General features: G+C 63.4%; 16 protein-coding genes and 3 pseudogenes. 14 read left to right on the top strand and 5 right to left on the bottom strand.

Features of this window, described 5'->3' with window-relative positions:
* Positions 1–42 precede the first annotated feature (42 nt).
* Together ACFI9K_RS00350 and ACFI9K_RS00345 are read left to right on the top strand one after the other, a co-directional pair.
* Entirely contained in the window at positions 43–336 is a 294-nt protein-coding gene (locus ACFI9K_RS00350) for a hypothetical protein (RefSeq protein WP_462661681.1), read from the top strand.
* Positions 333–521, top strand: coding sequence for a hypothetical protein (locus tag ACFI9K_RS00345; RefSeq protein WP_222092036.1), 189 nt, complete (start codon positions 333–335; stop codon positions 519–521). Before ACFI9K_RS00350 ends, ACFI9K_RS00345 begins: the two co-directional genes overlap by 4 nt.
* A gap of 27 nt (positions 522–548) precedes the next feature.
* Here ACFI9K_RS00345 and ACFI9K_RS00340 read toward each other — a convergent pair whose 3' ends face one another.
* The gene (locus ACFI9K_RS00340) at positions 549–1,775 is read right to left on the bottom strand and encodes a glycosyltransferase (RefSeq protein ID WP_462661680.1); all 1,227 of its coding nucleotides are present in this window, start codon (positions 1,773–1,775) and stop codon (positions 549–551) included.
* A 526-nt stretch (positions 1,776–2,301) separates the two neighbouring features.
* Between ACFI9K_RS00340 and ACFI9K_RS00335 the strand changes: the two genes are divergently transcribed.
* The 4 genes from ACFI9K_RS00335 (at position 2,302) to ACFI9K_RS00320 (ending at position 4,922) form a co-directional block, all read left to right on the top strand.
* Positions 2,302–2,742, top strand: coding sequence for a DUF6328 family protein (locus ACFI9K_RS00335; protein ID WP_462662098.1), 441 nt, complete (start codon positions 2,302–2,304; stop codon positions 2,740–2,742).
* A 392-nt stretch (positions 2,743–3,134) separates the two neighbouring features.
* Positions 3,135–3,530, top strand: coding sequence for an STAS domain-containing protein (locus tag ACFI9K_RS00330; RefSeq protein ID WP_462662097.1), 396 nt, complete (start codon positions 3,135–3,137; stop codon positions 3,528–3,530).
* 8 nt (positions 3,531–3,538) lie between these two features.
* A complete protein-coding gene (locus ACFI9K_RS00325; protein WP_462661679.1) occupies positions 3,539–3,751 on the top strand; it encodes a hypothetical protein in 213 nt (70 codons plus the stop codon).
* Between the two features lie 31 nt (positions 3,752–3,782).
* Positions 3,783–4,922 carry a carboxylate-amine ligase gene (locus ACFI9K_RS00320; protein WP_462661678.1) on the top strand — a complete coding sequence of 380 codons (1,140 nt, stop codon included), beginning with the start codon at positions 3,783–3,785 and terminating at the stop codon, positions 4,920–4,922.
* Between the two features lie 406 nt (positions 4,923–5,328).
* Here the strand turns inward: ACFI9K_RS00320 and ACFI9K_RS00315 are convergent, their stop codons facing one another.
* Both ACFI9K_RS00315 and ACFI9K_RS00310 read right to left on the bottom strand, forming a co-directional pair.
* Positions 5,329–6,084, bottom strand: coding sequence for an ANTAR domain-containing protein (locus ACFI9K_RS00315; protein WP_462661677.1), 756 nt, complete (start codon positions 6,082–6,084; stop codon positions 5,329–5,331).
* 74 nt (positions 6,085–6,158) lie between these two features.
* Positions 6,159–7,004, bottom strand: coding sequence for a GAF and ANTAR domain-containing protein (locus ACFI9K_RS00310; protein WP_462661676.1), 846 nt, complete (start codon positions 7,002–7,004; stop codon positions 6,159–6,161).
* A gap of 257 nt (positions 7,005–7,261) precedes the next feature.
* On the opposite strand from ACFI9K_RS00310, the gene ACFI9K_RS00305 reads away from it, so the two are divergent.
* The 5 genes and pseudogenes from ACFI9K_RS00305 (at position 7,262) to nadE (ending at position 11,252) form a co-directional block, all read left to right on the top strand.
* Positions 7,262–8,020 (top strand): ANTAR domain-containing protein, encoded by a 759-nt coding sequence (locus ACFI9K_RS00305; protein WP_462661675.1) that lies wholly within the window; start codon positions 7,262–7,264, stop codon positions 8,018–8,020.
* Between the two features lie 427 nt (positions 8,021–8,447).
* Positions 8,448–8,783, top strand: a pseudogene (locus ACFI9K_RS00300) (Fur family transcriptional regulator); the annotation flags it as partial.
* Positions 8,765–9,631: pseudogene (locus tag ACFI9K_RS00295) on the top strand (peroxidase family protein); the annotation flags it as partial. The pseudogenes ACFI9K_RS00300 and ACFI9K_RS00295, both read left to right, overlap by 19 nt.
* 195 nt (positions 9,632–9,826) lie before the next feature.
* Entirely contained in the window at positions 9,827–10,336 is a 510-nt protein-coding gene (locus tag ACFI9K_RS00290; RefSeq protein ID WP_462661674.1) for a CinA family protein, read from the top strand.
* A 49-nt stretch (positions 10,337–10,385) separates the two neighbouring features.
* Entirely contained in the window at positions 10,386–11,252 is an 867-nt protein-coding gene (gene nadE, locus ACFI9K_RS00285; RefSeq protein ID WP_462661673.1) for an ammonia-dependent NAD(+) synthetase, read from the top strand.
* 34 nt (positions 11,253–11,286) lie between these two features.
* Here the strand turns inward: nadE and ACFI9K_RS00280 are convergent, their stop codons facing one another.
* Positions 11,287–11,685 carry an STAS domain-containing protein gene (locus ACFI9K_RS00280; protein WP_462662096.1) on the bottom strand — a complete coding sequence of 133 codons (399 nt, stop codon included), beginning with the start codon at positions 11,683–11,685 and terminating at the stop codon, positions 11,287–11,289.
* A 347-nt stretch (positions 11,686–12,032) separates the two neighbouring features.
* Positions 12,033–12,908, bottom strand: coding sequence for an ANTAR domain-containing protein (locus ACFI9K_RS00275; protein WP_462661672.1), 876 nt, complete (start codon positions 12,906–12,908; stop codon positions 12,033–12,035).
* A gap of 280 nt (positions 12,909–13,188) precedes the next feature.
* On the opposite strand from ACFI9K_RS00275, the gene ACFI9K_RS00270 reads away from it, so the two are divergent.
* The 3 genes and pseudogenes from ACFI9K_RS00270 (at position 13,189) to ACFI9K_RS00260 (ending at position 15,994) form a co-directional block, all read left to right on the top strand.
* Positions 13,189–13,590, top strand: a complete 402-nt coding sequence (locus ACFI9K_RS00270) for an STAS domain-containing protein (protein WP_462661671.1) — start codon at positions 13,189–13,191, stop codon at positions 13,588–13,590.
* 136 nt (positions 13,591–13,726) lie between these two features.
* Positions 13,727–14,638, top strand: a pseudogene (locus tag ACFI9K_RS00265) (manganese catalase).
* Positions 14,639–14,779: 141 nt separating this feature from the next.
* On the top strand, positions 14,780–15,994 hold the full coding sequence (locus ACFI9K_RS00260) for an acyl-CoA dehydrogenase family protein (protein ID WP_462661670.1): 1,215 nt from the start codon (positions 14,780–14,782) through the stop codon (positions 15,992–15,994).
* Positions 15,995–16,016 lie beyond the last annotated feature (22 nt).

The raw sequence follows: 16,016 nt of genomic DNA, 5'->3' as shown, positions 1-16,016 counted from the left end.
GGCTGTCGGACGTGGCCGAAATACATCGAAGGATGATGAGTCATGTCCACGACTTCCGACAAATCAGCGATGGAATACAACCCATCCATCGTTACCGGCATCGAATGCGACGACCGCGCGGTCATCGATTACGCCATTCGATGGGTCAATTCCGGTGGCGGACCGGAAACCGATATCGAGTCGCGGTTCGGCATGCCGGGGCGCACCTTCTACCGCACGGTTCTCTCGATACTGGGGCGCTCCTCCGAGACCGAACGCCGTGCCCTCGGCGTGAGCCCGGTGCTCGCCACTCGCATTGCAGCGGTCGCGCGCCGTCGCGTGTGGATTGCGGGTTGACCGCTGCCATGATCACCGTCACGAACATGCGCGGCCTGAGTATCGCAGAACTCGACGATGCTCTCGTGGAGACAGAAGAGCAGCTCAGGTGTGCCCGACACGATGCTCGCCCCACCGTGGATGTCGCGGGGCTCGAGGAGATGCGCCGACGGCTCCTCAACGAATTTCGCCGGCGAGGGCTCTAGTGGCGGGCACGAGGTGCGACGCGCACCTCAGACCGCATATCGGCGGGCTGCCGGCATCGGGGGCACGGGAGGTTGTCGCGTGTACGCGGCGAGTGCTGTCGCCTCGTACACGCGCATCATGTCGTCGGCCACACGATCCCACGTGAAGCGTGACTGCGCTCGATCCGAACCGGACACACCCAGGGCGAAACGACGAGACTCGTTGTGCACCAGGAGCTCCAGCTCTCGTGCCAGATGCCGCCTGTCGGGCGGATCGATAGCTCGACCGGTAATGCCGTCGACCAACAGATCACCCGTGTAGCCGACCCCGTACGCAACGATGGGGAGGCCACATGCCATCGCTTCGAGGGTGACGATGCCTGCAGATTCGCTCGGAGACAAACACACGAATATGTCCGCCGACCTCAACAGTGTGGACATGTGGCGGTGACGAACCGGACCCGTGAAGATCGTCCGTCCGGCCATCCCGTGAGAAGTGGCTACCTTGCGCAGGTTGGCGACGCCGTCGGACTCCGGCCTGTCGCCGCCGATGAACACCAACTCGGTGTCGTCGAGTTTGCCGAGCAATTGGACGACAGTGGAGAAGTCGCGGTCGGAGCCGACCATGGCCACACGACACGATGCCCTCCCGCGCGGTGCTGCCGGCCCGGAAGGGTCGAAGTCGTCCAGATCCACACCGGTCGGCACGATGGACACTTTCGCCCTCGCCACGCCCATTCGAGTCAACCTGTCGGCCTCGTCCGGACACGATGCGATCAGACGGTCTGCAGAACGAGCGATCTTTCTCTCCATGGCTGCGCGGGGAACCGCGGAAGCCTGGCCGTCGACCGAGGATCTGGGGTGTCCGGTATCGGCCAGGCCGTGGAACGACACCACCGTCGGAACGTTCGCCGCACCAGCGGCGAGCGCGGTGGCCAGGCCGGACACCCATGAACGAGCGTGTGCCACATCGGGCTTGTGCTGCGACAAGCAATCGCGCAGTGACGAAGCGAATGCGCTCGTGTGGGGAAGCGTCTCCTCTTCGGTCATAGGCTTCGCAGGACCTGCCGCCAGATTCACCACTCGGTAGCCACCGGGCGCGAGAACTTCGTCATCCGAATTCGGGTCTTGTCTTCTCGTGTAGACGTCGACCCGCGTGCCTGCGCGTGCCAGCGACGACGCCAATCGATCGAGTTGAGCGCACGACTGCTCGGACTCGATATCGGCTGGTTCCTCTATCGGGCTCAAGTGTTCGGAAACGAGTGCAACGTGCATGGTTGTTCGCCCCTGTCGGGTTCGCACGGCCCGGTCCGGGCGCATACCCGTCGCAACGAAGCGGGGGATATGCCGACCCGATCCTGGAGTCAGCGTGCTGGTCGAGCAGCCGGCCCGCATTCGATCGGCCACCGCGGGGTTCGGGCGTCGTGAAGAACCGAACGCCTGCCCGTCGGCTCAGGATCGAAATAGCTCCCGTGCATCGACGACCCCACCCTATTGCCTTCGGCGTCGATTCGACACCCTTGGCGAACAATCCGCCCGAGAAATCTATCGTCGACGATGGAAACGCTCTGGGTTTATCGGTACGCCGACGGGGCACCCGAGTGTGGGCCCGCGCAGCAACCGGACCGAGCGCAGAGTGCATCCCCGACGACCACACCTGGTCGAACGAACGTCAACCGGATTCTGCGACATACCGATTCATGGAGGAATCGTGTTCAGAACATTCGACGCGGACAGTGACGTGACGGCGGGTAGCGGACCGCACTGCGATTTCAACCGTGAGCATCGGGGCGAAAGCCCGATGCAGACACTCGATCGCAACTGGATCTGCCTGTTGCAGGAACTCAGGGTGGTGCAGACGGGGGTCCAGTTGCTCACCGGCTTCCTCCTCATATTGCCGTTCCAGGATCTGTTCGACTACTTGCCTGCGTACGGGCGCGCCGTGTACATGGCCACCCTGGCGTCCGCGGTGTCAGCCACCATCCTCCTCGTCGCTCCAGTTGCGATGCACCGCATGCTGTTTCGCCGAAAGGTATTGGGGCAACTGGTTCGGGCCGGACACCGGTCGGTGGTGGCCGGATCGACATTTCTCGGCATGGCACTCACCGGAGTCGTTATTCTCGTTTCCGAGGTGGTGATCAGTGGATACGCGGCGGTGGTCGGCGGTGTGTTCGCGGTGTCGGCCTTCGTGGTGCTGTGGGTGGTCGTTCCACTGCGCATGCGCCCACGTGGTGATCAGTGACGACGACAATCCGACATCGCGGCCCCACCGGCTCGTGCGGTACCGACTCGTGTGCCACTGTTCGCTGTCGTACCGGGGTGCATGCCGGGTTTATCGGCGGCAATTCGACCATCGGGAAAGTTGCAGCGTCAACGGTGTATAGATTCAGTGCCATAACATGTTTCGATCGGAGCCGGTTGGTATATGCTGCTTGCGCGCGGTTGAAAAGTAGCCCCGTGGTCAGAAACATCGACTGCGAGAAGTGCCGACCGCGTTCTGTGGAACGGTAGGTGCCTCCGGTCGAGTGACAATGGAGGTGCGCAATGGTGTTCTTGCGTTCTGTTCACAGTGATCCCGAGTCGATCAGGTTGTCGTTCTGCGGTCCTACCAATCTCGAGGACAGCGCATTTGCCATGTCCGTCGACGAGCCGGTCGGGGGACCTGTCGTCATACGAACTATCGGGAAGATCGACAGATCAGCGGTTCCTGTTCTGGGCGAATGTGTTTCGGAAGCGATCGTGTGCGGACGATCCTTGGTCGTCGATCTCCTGGACGTCGACTTCGTCCACCCCGCCGTGGTTCCGATCCTCTCGGCTGCAGCGTCTCGCTTGTCCGAGCATCGGTGCCGCGTGATGGTGGCCTGCACTCCTGAACTACGGCACCAGCTTCGACAGAGCGGCTTCGCGCGTACCGTCGATTGCTACGACACCGTGGCGGAAGCGATCGGAGCCGGCCTGCATGCGCGTAGAACCGGGGGGATCGAGGCAGCGAATACCGCAGCAGACGCCGCGTCCTCCCGATCGGCCTGAGGAATGCCATGACGGAGGAGGGCTCCCTGGCACGTCGAGTCGACGCTCTTTACGGCGGCCCGACGCGACCGTCCCAGATCCCGCAGGAATCGATTCCCTTGTTGAGCAAACAGATTGCGTCGGCCCGAGACTCGACGACCTCGGACGAAGTTCGTGTTCGCGCCGAAACGATGCTCGAGCAGCTTGCAGTTCTGTATGCGGGGCTGTTGTCACCACCGTGACGTTTCCTGGAGACCGAGACGAAAGACGACGATGACACGTTACGCACTGCCCACAGTGGGAGTGGAGGAAGAATACTTCCTCATCGACGCCGACACGATGCAACCCACAGCGGCACAGGCCGCCGTGATCGCACACGCGAAAAGTATGGGGATAGACGCCGTCTCCGAGCTCACGGAAGTGCAAATGGAAGCGAATTCGCCTCCGCTGCAGCTTATTCGCGAACTCCGCGAACACGTGATATCTACCCGCACGGTGCTGTCGGCAGTCGCCATCTCGCACGGCGTGCGCCTCTTGGCGGCCGGTGTATCGCCGGTGCCACGCGCGGCCCCGGGGGCAATTCCGATCTCGGACGGAGCGCGCCATCGCACACTGGCCCGGAACTACGGCGCGCTCGCCGACAGCGTCGCCACCTGCGGCGGCCACATTCATGTCGAGGTGCCGAACAAGGCGACTGCCGTCCAGGTGTGCAACTTCGTGCGACCCTGGCTACCCGCTCTCTTGGCGATGACGTCCAACAGCCCGATACACGACGGTGTGGACACCGGACACGCGACGTGGCGATCGACGGTGTGGGGCAGGTGGCCCAGTGCCGGCCCGCCGCCGTACCTGTACTCGGCGGATCACTACGACGACCTGGTCGCGTCCATGATTCACACCGGAGTGATTCTCGACGAGGCGTCTCTGTACTGGGATGTTCGCCCGAGCATTCACCAGCCGACAATCGAGGTGCGAGTGGGCGACGTCCCTGCCGTTGCCGACGAAGTCGCACTGTTGGCAGCGTTGGTTCGCGGACTGGTTGTCACTGCGACGCGGTCGATCGAGAACGGTGACAGCGCTCCGTATGTCGAGGATCGGCACATGACTGCGGCGTATCACCGAGCTCGGGTTCACGGATTGGCCGGAGACGGAGTGGATCCCTTCACCGGCAAGCTGGTACCCGCGCTGAGTCTGCTGCGCTCTCTCGTGCGGTGCATCCAGCCTGCACTCACGGCCTCCGGTGACACCCGGTACGTCGAGACCTGTCTCGAACGTCTGCAGCACCTGGGCAACGGAGCTCGACGTCAGCGAGAGGTGTTCTCTCGTAACAAGGATCCCGCCGAGGTCGCGGCTGTTGCGGCCAGGTGCACCACCTCCGACTGGAGTGCGTCCGTGGCGCACGCCGCGTCCTGAACGTGGCGGGGCGGTTGGGTGATGATGCGATGAGTGTCTTTCGCTGGCGTGCAGTGCGGCGATTCGCGCGCAGACGCACTCTGCCGCGACCCCATCTGACGTATCTGGACCAAGCCAAGCAATTGTTCCGTATCGCAGACGCTTTCGGTGTCACCTGGCCCCACGATCGACGGCGTATCGAGCTGAGGCTGCTGTGGCTGGGGATGGAGTCGTCCCGCGCATATCAGCTTTCGGACGTCGTACATCTGTTGCATGGAAGGCCCGAGAGGAACGGGCACCGCCTCGAGGCCACCCGATTCGTCGGCAGGTACGGATTCAGCGCATCGACACGAAGTGCGGCGAGACGGGGGAGTGCCGATGCCTCAGGTGATCGATAGCCGTGCGTAAGCACCCCCGAGTACTGCGGTCATCGATCGGCGACTCCGGAAACAATGGCGTCGAGCGTGGAGCCGGACAACACCTGTCGAGCGATGTCGGCGGTGGACAGGCGCATTCGGCGGGCGGTGCCGTTCAGTACATCGACCGCCGCAGGGATGGTCAATGCGTGTCGCTGGGCCAGTACGCCCGCGGCTTGCTCGACCTCCGCGGTGGTGGCGGCCTGCGATCGAATGGATTCGGCCCACCGTTCGCCCGCTGCGTCGTCCGCGGACAGGCGCACCGCACCGGCGATCAGATCGGCCAGAATCTGCACTGCCATCGGGTCACGTCGTGCTGTCGGATCCGGTGCGCCCGGACGTGCCATCCAGGGCTGCGCCGTGCCGACGACGAGCGCACCGATTGCAATCGAGCCGTAGCGAATCGGGTAGGCGCGCAGGCCTGCGATGCCGTGTTCGGCGGCCGACGAGGCCAGCTGGGTCCACCGGGAGGGTGGATGTTCGGTGTCGTCCACGACGACGATGGCGTTGTGATCGATCCCCGCCGATCCGATGCGCACGAGCGCCGAGTCGGGAAGTGGTGGATCGGTGCTGGGAGAGGTAGCGAGAACTTCACGTTCGTCCGGTTGGAAACCGAGAACCACGCCGGCGCACACGCCGCCCACGACCACCCTGGCCTGCTCGCTCGCCGTTTCGCAGACCTCTCGCACATTGTCGAAGTTCGTGAGCATGCGGCTGACGGTCGCGAGCTGCGTCGTGACGGGCGCGAAGACATTGTCGTCGATCATGGATGCCTCCTGGTCTGCGAACCGAACGTACGGATGGACGAACTCTCGTGGGCAGTCGAAAATAATGCCGACATCTAGTGACCACCGCCGTCGTCGTGTCTGCCTTCATCGTGTTCGGTGTCGGCATCACTGTTCTCGAAGCTCAATCGACGGGCCACGACGTCGTCGGCGATGTCCGCGAGGGAACGGTGCTCCAGGTATGCGCGCGAGCGCATCGTCGCCATCGCGTCGTCGATGTCGACGCCCAGTTGGACCGACACCATTCCTGCCGCATGGTTCACCTGGGGGCGCGCGAATTCCGACGTGAACACGGTGTTCTGCTCACGGGCGGAAAAGTCGGTTCCGGCCGACGCCTTCTCGGACGCCGCGAAGTACGTCAACAACACGTGAGCGATCGTGGCGGATCCGCGCACGGCGTCGTCGTATTCCTGCTCGGTGAGGTTCCCGGCCCGAGTCCGGTAGAGCTCGAGCGACCCGAACACCGTCGTTCCACTCATGAGGGGAAAGGCGAAAACGCCTGCGGCACCGGCTTCGATGGCGTCCTCGGTGAAGCCGAGCCATCGCTGGCGCACGGCAGGTTCGTTCAGTGCCGGACACAGCACGGGCCGCTCGGAAGTGAAGGCATCCAGGCACGGACCGACGCCACTGGTGAACTGGATGTCGTCGAGATACTGCGCCAGTGCACTACTGGCGTAGACGAGTTCGCGGGCACCGCTCGGGGACATCAGGGCTACCGCCAGGCCGTCGACCCGGGCATCCTCGGTAACGGCGGTGCACGTCCGGTGCAGCATCAGTTGCGGTGCCACCGTGGCCTGGTCTCGGCGGCTGCGATCGTGACCGTGTTCGCCGGTGTTCTCGGGACTCACCGCACACGGCCGTTCGCGGTAGTCGCCGGAGAGAACGGGGTCATCGTCGTGCATTCCTTCTACTCGAACCGTTCGAGTGCACGCGGCGTACACCGAAAACGCTCATCTCATCCAGAGTATCGGCTCGGCCCTCCGCTGTGCGAGCGACTCCGCGGACGCCGGAGCGCGTAGGGTCGGCGCTAGTGGGGCGCGCGTGCGAGTTCCTTGTGAATCTTGCAGATGCAGCAGCACGGCGTTTCTCGACATTCGATCCGCACGGATCGCGACGATTGGGCCGGCTCCTTCGGAACACGAAGTTGGGCGGCACGAGCATGGTCGATCACGGTGGTAACAACCACAGGTCCGGATTGCGGTCCGCTGATCCGGTGTTGGCCGACCTCTTCGACGCTCGCCTGGCACTGTCGGTGGTCGATGCGGACCATCTCGTCGAATTGATGACCCGGGTGGCAGAACTTGCTGTCGAGTACATCGCGGGGGCAGATCATGCCGGTATCACCGTTGTTCTCGACACGTCGGCACCGCTGACAGTCGGGCCGACCGACGAGCGTGTCGAGATCTTCGATCGAAGCCAATACGAGCTGGACGTCGGTCCGTGCCTGTTGGCAACCAGAAGTGATCGCTTCGTGGACGTCGATCTACCCGAGATGAGCAGGCTGTGGCCCGATCTCGCAGAAGTTTCGAGAAAGTGCGGCATTACGCGTGTGTTCGCCGCGCCGCTGCACCGGCACAACGAGTCGGTGGGATCGTTGAATCTGTACACCGACTCGCGTACGACCGTGGTCGTCTCCTCCACCTCACCGGTGCTGCTCGCATTGCTCGAGCACCTCGACACCGGTATGTCCGATTACAGCGACACCCTCGCCGCAGCGCGGCGGGCCGAGGTACTCCGCTCGGCTCTCGACGATCGTGCGAGCGTGGACTTCGCCGTGGGCATCATCGCCCAATCGCGGGGATGTACCCAGGTAGATGCGGCGCGTATCTTCGACAGTCTCGCAGGCCATGACCCCGAACGACGCCGATCCGCAGCGCGACGCATCGTCGCCGATCGGGAGTTTCGTCCCGACTCCTGAGGCGACGTGTCGGGGAAGTTCTGGTCGACCAGCCGAAAAACTGTGACCTGCACCGAACAAGAACTGACCCGGGGGCGTGCAGTGGGGTAAATTGGACAAGCAGCGGTCGAGCCAGCGCCGCGAAAAGGAAATGCTGCCTTGGGCCCGTCGGTCGGTGCGTCGGGGGCAGCGAAAGCGAGCATCCTCGATGACGGATCCCAGACCGCGCGGCGTCGATCCAGCACGATATCTTTCGGCCGAAGATGAGGTTGTGGGTTCGACCACCTCGTTGTACGCCCGAGCAGTTGTCACGGTTGCCGACATCGCTTCCCCACACATCGAACTGGTGCCATCGCGCCCGAGGTGGTGACAACGCTCGACCAGTTCCAGACCTGACTCACTCCAGAAAAGATCGACGAACCGACCGTGGGTGGTTATCGTGAAAATCATGGCAAGCACATCTGCCGGCATGATCCGTGACGCAGGGTTGCGGGTGACTCGTCCCCGAGTCGAGGTGTTGGACATAGTTGCAACACAACCTCATTCGGATACCGAGACCATATTGCGTGCAGCCCGCGGCGCACTGCCCGCGCTCTCGGAACAGGCCGTGTACAACGTGCTGGAGGCGTTGACCGAGACCGGACTGCTGCGCCGTATCCGCCTCGCGGGGCATTCGGCACGCTACGAGACGCGGGTCGGCGACAATCATCACCACATAGTCTGTCGCACTTGCGGTGTCATCGTCGACGCGGATTGCGCTACCGGCGAGCCGCCATCCTGGACTCGGGCCTGACGGTCCGACAGCTCATCGGTGTTGCCTGGTCGTCCATGAGCAGTTTCAGAGCCACCGATTTCCGCGGTGGTGCCAACGGTGCGCGAGTGCGACTCGAGCCGCAGAGGAGTTGGGAAGCAAACGAACCCACGGAGCTCGACGAGATAATTCCGGTCCTCGACGGGATCAGACTGGACTTCGAGAACTCGGCCGGAAACGGCAAGAAGGTCTCATTGGCCGACACCATCGTGCTCGCCGGAAACGCGGCCGTGGAGAAGGCCGCCCGCGACGCGGGACACGAGGTGACCGTACCGTTTCGGCCGGGACGGACCGACGCGAGCCAGGAGCAGACCGACGTCGAATCCTTCGGTGTTCTCGAGCCGAGAGCCGATGGGTTCCGCAATTACGTCGCGGCCGGTGAGACCACCCCGCAGCAGTTGCTGTTCCTCGATCGTGCGTACATGTTGAATCTGACTGCTCCGGAGATGACGGTTCTGCTGGGCGGCCTACGAGCCCTGGGAGCCAACCACGGTGGGTCGACGCACGGAGTCTTCACCGATCGTCCTGGGGTGTTGAGCAACGACTTCTTCGTCAACCTGCTCGACTCCGACACGGAATGGAACAAGGGCGAGGACGACATCTACGTCGGCACGGCGCGCGGATCGGGCGAACAGAAATGGACCGCAACGCCCATAGACCTGGTGTTCGGTTCGCACTCACAGTTGCGAGCGCTGTCCGAGGTGTACGCACAGGCGGACAACTGCGGGAAGTTCGTCGACGACTTCGTGGCGGCGTGGGCCAAGTTGGCGAACAACGATCGGTTCGATGTCCGTTCGGAAGCGCGGACGGCATCGAACTAGCTCTGCAACAACTGAATCCGCGTCGACCGGTTTGAATCGTGCCGGTACGTGGAAGCCGATACACAGCTCGGACGTAAGCGCTCGGGCCTTGCGGTCGAGTCAGGGGCCGGAGGTCGACACCCCCGCAGCCTCCGGTCCCGCGGCCGCACGAACTGTCCGGGCGAACCATTCCATGAACTGTGTACGGAGTACGTGATGGATATCGATTCAGAACAACGGTTGCCGACCGAGTCCGATGTGTCGTCGGTGTGCGCCAAAATCGCCGAACTGGCGCAGACGTACGACATCGCCATCGGTACCGCCGAATCCCTGACCGCGGGCAACCTTGCGGCGATGCTCGGCAAGGCACCGTCCTCGGGAAACTGGTACCGCGGAGGCATCGTGGCCTACCACGAGAGCGTCAAACACACGTTGCTGAATGTTCCCGAGGGCCCGGTCGTCAGTGAGCAGGCCGCGTCGGCGATGGCGCGGTCGACGGCATCGCTGATCGGTGCGCATCTCACCGTTGCCGTCACCGGTGAGGCCGGGCCGCAGAGTCAGGAAGACGAACCGCCGGGAACGGTGTGGGCTGCCGTGTACGACCGCGGTGAGGTGAGCGCCGATCGCAAGCAGTTCGAGGGCGAACCGGAGGAAATTCTGGCCCAGACCATGGCCTTCAGCCTCGACACTCTGTTGCGGCACGTCAGGAAGCGAGCGCACGCATAGTCGCATCGGTGAGTGACGCCATCCCTTCGTCCAGAGATCGGAGAGCACGATGAGTACTGATTCCATTGTCCGCGAGCATATTCAGCAAGAACTGGGCGTCCGGCCGTCCATCGATCCGGAGGACGAAGTTCGACGCCGGGTCGCTTTCCTCACCGACTACCTGCGGGTGAGCGGAACGTCGGGCTTCGTGCTCGGCATCAGCGGAGGCCAGGACAGCACACTCGCAGGAAAGTTGGCGCAGCTCGCGGTCCGCGAAGCCGCCGATCTCGGTACGCACGCGTCTTTTGTCGCAGTGCGACTTCCCTACGGAACGCAACAGGACGAAGCCGACGCGAACGTGGCGCTCGATTTCATCGAGCCGGATCGGACGGTGACAGTCGAGATTCGCGATGCCGTCGACGCATCGGCTCGATCTGCGGCGTCCGCGCTGGGTGTCGAGGCCATTGCCGATTTCGTGCGGGGCAACATCAAGGCCCGTGAACGCATGATCGCTCAGTACACGATCGCCGGGCAGGAGAATCTACTCGTGGTCGGCACCGATCACGCGGCCGAGGCGGTCACGGGGTTCTTCACCAAATTCGGAGACGGCGGCGCCGATGTCACTCCGCTGAGCGGTCTCACCAAAAGTCAAGGAGCGGAACTTCTTCGCCACTTGAATGCGCCGGAGTCGACCTGGCAGAAAGTACCGACTGCGGATCTGGAAGACGATCGCCCTGCGCTGCCCGACGAGCAGGCTCTCGGGGTCACGTACGCGCAGATCGACGCCTATCTACAGGGCGAGCCCGTCGAGGACGACGCGGCGCGAACGATCGAACGGTGGTACGACAAGACCCGACACAAGCGCACCACCCCCGTGGGGCCGGACGATCGGTGGTGGCGCACGGCCGTGGACGACGGCAGTTACTCACGGCGGTAGCTGCCGTCGACATGCCGACCGGCACGGTAGTGCGTCAGGCCGAGTAGGCCGTCTCCGGTCGATCTCCCTCGTCGCAGTCCGGGCAGGTCGGCTCGGAGGCCAGCGCCGGATGCGTCGCCTCCAGCGCGGATCGAACGTCCGTGTAGATGGGAACTGCAGCATCGAGCCCTACCAGGTGCATCGGACGAGTTGTTGCCGGGCCTGACGCCACCACCACCAATGCCGTTGAGCAACAGGCCCTTCTACGTGCAGAGACGAGAACGCTAATCCCGACCGAGGCGAGAAACGACACCGCGGAGAGATCGACCACGACGGCTACCGGTGATTCGGTCACGGCCTTCTCGATGTGGTGTGCGAGCTCGGAGGAGGTCGCGAGGTCCACCTCTCCGCGAATATTCAGAACGATTGCGTCCCCGATGCGTTCACTGGTGATTTCGAGCCCTAGCAGGTGCTTGTCGTAAAGGGCGAATGACCGTCCTTACCTGTGCGGTGATATCGGCGTCGACGGATGTGCTTCGAGATTTCCTGCTCGGACCGGACGGAGACACGGGCCTGACAGCAACGAATTCGGGAGCCTCGGAGGTCGACTACGGGCAAGGGCTACACCGCGTTGATGCGATCATAACCACACCGCCACCGCATTCGCCAGCGAACGTCGCAGCTACGCAATACCACTCGCCGATTCTTGCCGGCCAGGTGAGGCATTGTTCGGATACCTGCACTCGGATTCGACTCACGGCCCGATCGGCGGCGCATTCACTCCACGTCCGTCTGGTCCAGTCATTCGTTCGCGTCTGCCGGTCTGCTCTCACCACGGGATGAGTCCGGGCCGGTCTTGTCCCTCTCGGCGCGTTCGACACGACGACGGCCGGTGGCCGAGGAATCCGTTTGTTCAGCAATGGAATCGATCATCGATGCCGCGATCTCGCTCACCTTGACATTTCTGTTCTGTGATTGTTCCGAGAGCAGGGCGAACGCGTCGTCGGCCGAGATACCGCGCATCGCCATGATGATTCCTTTCGCCTGGTCGATGTTCGATCGCGTCCTCATGGCGGTGCGAAGTCCGGCGATCTCCTGCTCGGCCGCTCGGGTGCGCTCGGCGATGGCAACCGCCGTTTCGATCGATGTGGCGAATAGGGCCACTGATACTTCGTCGACGTGATCGAAGCCGGCTGCTCCGGCACCGTAGATGTTGAGCGACCCGGAGCGTCGCTCGTCGAGGGCGAGCGGTGCCGCGAGGAAGCTGTCCACCCCCAGATCGGCCGCTGCCGCAGCAAAACGAGGCCACCGTGCGCGAGCTTCGTCTGCCTGCGCTCGAACCATTCGGCCACTCACGGCCGCTTCGAGGCATGGTCCCTCACCGGTGCGGTACTGGTCGGAGTCGATGTCGTGGATGGCGGCGTCGGTCGATGCAATGGTGCTCGGTCGACCGGACTCGTCGAGCACTGTTATTCCGACGAGGTCTGCGCCGGGGACCATGCCCGTCACTTCCGCGCACACGGCCTGCAGCACGACGTCGATGTGGGCTCCGCCCAGGATCTTGCCCTTGATGCGGCGCAGTGCCTGCGTGTACAGCTCGAGCCGGGCGGACGGCGCGGGAGGAGAGTCGGATGTCGGCTCCATACCGACTCCGTCTCTGTTGGAGAGGTCACTCATCTTGGTTGGCTCGATTCGGTCGGGCTGCCGCGTCGCACGCAGGCAGGCTCTCGTGATTTCCCGGCCCCGACTCGACCGAACGGGCTCAATATACAGAACTCGAAACCTCAGTTCGCCACAGACCGGACAGTGGCGTCGAGCCTTCGATCGGGTACTGGTTTGTCGCGTTTCGGACCGAGTCGAGGTATCGTGCAGGGTGATTGGGTGGAGCCGTCGCCCGCGAACCGGCCGCGGCGTCCGATCCGTCGACATCCTCGGCCTCTGCCTCGAGGAGGTGGCGATGACGTCCCAGGCTTCTTCTTTCTCACTCTCGGTCGACCGACCCGACGACGGTCCCCTCGTGATTTCGGTGCGGGGTGCACTGGCACTTCCGACGAACGCGCGACTACTGGCGGATTGTCTGACGGCTGTCGGTGCTGCCGATCGCCCGACGATCGTCGATCTGACACAGGTTCCCGCGATCGGTAGCGCTGCCGTCGATATCATCGTGAACGCAGCACGTCGATTGGCGGGCAGGGGTTTTCGGCTTACCGTTGTACCGGCGGTGACGGCCGACGATGGTGATATGCGTGTGTTGGCCGAACACGTCCACGTGGACCGTGCGGACGATGTCGGCCGACATCTCGATCGATACGCTACGCGCACCGTGGCAGTGGATGCACTGCACGGAACCTACCTGTGAGGCGGCTGGTCGGCAAAACTGTTGTGATGCAGGTTTTTACGAGTTCAAACTTTTTCGACTCCACTGTTTGACGCGACATCGGTCGGGTAGCCGGATCAAGTCACTGGCTGCAATTACGAACCGAAGTGGAGACTACATGTTTCGTCATACCGACTACTTGCAATTCGACGCCAAGCCCGAGAAGCCGGACCCGGTATATGCGCACAAGCTACAAGAACTCATCGGCGGCGCATACGGCGAGATGACGGTGACCATGCAATATCTGTTCCAGGGGTGGAACTGTCGCATGGAAGGCAAGTACAAAGACTTGATCATGGACATCGCCACCGAAGAAATCGGCCATGTCGAAATGCTCGCCACGATGGTGGCTCGGCTGCTCGAGGGCGAGCCGGCTACCGAGTCGACCAAGAATGCTGCCGCCGACCCTGTTGTCGCGGCCGTGATGGGCGGGATGGATCCACAGCAAGCGATCGTGGCAGGCGGAAGTGCCATGCCGCAGGATTCGAACGGCGTGCCGTGGAACGGCCGCTACATCGTCGCCAGCGGGAATCTTCTCGCCGATTTCCGCGCCAACGTTGCCGCCGAAGCGTAGGGTCGGCTACAAACTGCCCGGTTGTACAACATGACCGATGACCCGGGCGTGAAAGCGATGTTGCAATTCAACCTGGCCCGCGACACGCATCACCAAAACCTGTGGTTGGCGGCAATCGAAGAATTGCAAGCAGACGGCGTCGAGGACGTCGTCGCCCCGAATGCGCTTCTCGACGAGGAAGCGTCGGAGCACGCCACCGATCTGTGGCACCTCTCGGACGGTGAATTCTCGTCGACCGGTGGTTGGGCGAATCGGCTGGCACCCGACGGCAAACGGCAGATGGGCTTCCTTGCCGATCCATAACCGCTGGGCGGCAAAGCATCCGCTCCCGCTCCCGATCCCAAGCTCTACGCCACGTACGACGGAGCGAAGGGCGATCCGTCTTCGCCCGCACTCGGCACGGAAAAGGGAGTCGTCGGCAAGATCAAGGACGCACTGGATCCGGACGAGACCTGACAGAGAAGACTGACGCCGCGCGGCCCGGAACACCTCGGTGGAATCCGTGCCGCGCGGCGCGTGGTGGATCGACGTCCGACCGCTCAGGTACGGCCCGCCGGGTAGTGGACGAACGATGTCCGCGTGCCCGATAGTGGTCCTATGGACATGATCGCCCCCGAGGTACCGGATGACGTCTTCGCGGACGTGCTGAAGCAGATCTCCCACTTCGTGCGGTCGCGGGTCGTGCCGCGCGAGCTCGAGATCATGAACACCGATTCGATTCCCGACGATCTGCGAAAACAGTGCGCGGAGATGGGATTGTTCGGGTACGCGATCCCCCAGGAATGGGGCGGGCTCGGCCTGAACCTGATGCAGGACGTCGAGCTCGCGATGGAACTCGGCTACACCTCGTTGTCGCTGCGGTCGATGTTCGGCACCAACAACGGGATCGCTGGGCAGGTGCTCGTCGGCTTCGGAACCGAGGAACAGAAGGCGAAGTGGCTGCCGGGCATGGCAACCGGCGATATCGTCGCATCCTTCGCGCTGACCGAGGACGGAGCCGGATCCAATCCGGCGGGCCTGAAGACCACCGCGAAGGTCGACGGCACCGGATGGATCATCAACGGCAGCAAGCGATACATCACCAACGCGCCGAGTGCGAACATGTTCGTCGTCTTCGCCAAGCTGGACCCGAAACCCGAGAGCGGCAACGGCATCGCGGTGTTCTTGGTTCCCGCCGACACCGCCGGTATCGAGGTGGGTGTCAAGGACGCGAAGATGGGGCAGCAGGGTTCTGGCACCGCCGATGTGAATTTCACCGATGTGCGGGTCGAGGCCGATGCGTTGGTCGGCGGTACCGGCGATGCAGGAGTGGAGCCTGCGGAACGACCCATGATCGATATCGGGTACAAGGCGGCGATGACGTCGTTGGCGCGGGGGCGGGTGCATATTGCGGCCCTGGCGGTCGGTCAGGCGCAGCGTGCGTTGGACGAATCGGTGTCCTACGCCGCGGCGTCCACTCAGGGCGGCGAGCCGATCGGTAACTTTCAGTTGGTGCAGGCCATGATCGCTGATCAGCAGGTCGGGGTCATGGCGGGCCGGGCGATGGTGCGTGAGGCGGCGCGGGCGTGGGTGCAGGGGACCGATCGCCGTATCGCGCCGTCTGCGGTGAAGCTGTTCTGCACCGAGATGGTGGGTAAGGTCGCCGATCTCGCCGTCCAGATCCACGGCGGTGCCGGATACATGCGTGAGGTGCCGGTCGAGCGCATCTACCGGGACGTACGACTGCTGCGGCTGTACGAGGGGACCAGCGAAATTCAGCGGTTGATCGTCGGCGGCGGACTGATCAGAGCCGAACAGAAGCTCAATTCGTGAACATGCCAGGCGTAGGCTCCTG

This window comes from Rhodococcus sp. PSi06, assembly GCF_054960675.1.
The sequence above is the reverse complement of the archived record's forward strand: the minus strand, read 5'-3'. Positions and strand labels throughout refer to the sequence as shown.

Excerpts from the sequence above, each read along its gene's own strand:
- ACFI9K_RS00350 (WP_462661681.1), top strand. The coding sequence starts at position 43 with ATGTCCACGACTTCCGACAAATCAGCGATGGAATACAACCCATCCATC.
- ACFI9K_RS00340 (WP_462661680.1), bottom strand. The coding sequence starts at position 1,775 with ATGCACGTTGCACTCGTTTCCGAACACTTGAGCCCGATAGAGGAACCA.
- ACFI9K_RS00335 (WP_462662098.1), top strand. The coding sequence starts at position 2,302 with ATGCAGACACTCGATCGCAACTGGATCTGCCTGTTGCAGGAACTCAGG.
- ACFI9K_RS00330 (WP_462662097.1), top strand. The coding sequence starts at position 3,135 with ATGTCCGTCGACGAGCCGGTCGGGGGACCTGTCGTCATACGAACTATC.
- ACFI9K_RS00325 (WP_462661679.1), top strand. The coding sequence starts at position 3,539 with ATGACGGAGGAGGGCTCCCTGGCACGTCGAGTCGACGCTCTTTACGGC.
- ACFI9K_RS00320 (WP_462661678.1), top strand. The coding sequence starts at position 3,783 with ATGACACGTTACGCACTGCCCACAGTGGGAGTGGAGGAAGAATACTTC.
- ACFI9K_RS00315 (WP_462661677.1), bottom strand. The coding sequence starts at position 6,084 with ATGATCGACGACAATGTCTTCGCGCCCGTCACGACGCAGCTCGCGACC.
- ACFI9K_RS00310 (WP_462661676.1), bottom strand. The coding sequence starts at position 7,004 with ATGCACGACGATGACCCCGTTCTCTCCGGCGACTACCGCGAACGGCCG.
- ACFI9K_RS00305 (WP_462661675.1), top strand. The coding sequence starts at position 7,262 with ATGGTCGATCACGGTGGTAACAACCACAGGTCCGGATTGCGGTCCGCT.
- ACFI9K_RS00290 (WP_462661674.1), top strand. The coding sequence starts at position 9,827 with ATGGATATCGATTCAGAACAACGGTTGCCGACCGAGTCCGATGTGTCG.
- nadE (WP_462661673.1), top strand. The coding sequence starts at position 10,386 with ATGAGTACTGATTCCATTGTCCGCGAGCATATTCAGCAAGAACTGGGC.
- ACFI9K_RS00275 (WP_462661672.1), bottom strand. The coding sequence starts at position 12,908 with ATGAGTGACCTCTCCAACAGAGACGGAGTCGGTATGGAGCCGACATCC.
- ACFI9K_RS00270 (WP_462661671.1), top strand. The coding sequence starts at position 13,189 with ATGACGTCCCAGGCTTCTTCTTTCTCACTCTCGGTCGACCGACCCGAC.
- ACFI9K_RS00260 (WP_462661670.1), top strand. The coding sequence starts at position 14,780 with ATGGACATGATCGCCCCCGAGGTACCGGATGACGTCTTCGCGGACGTG.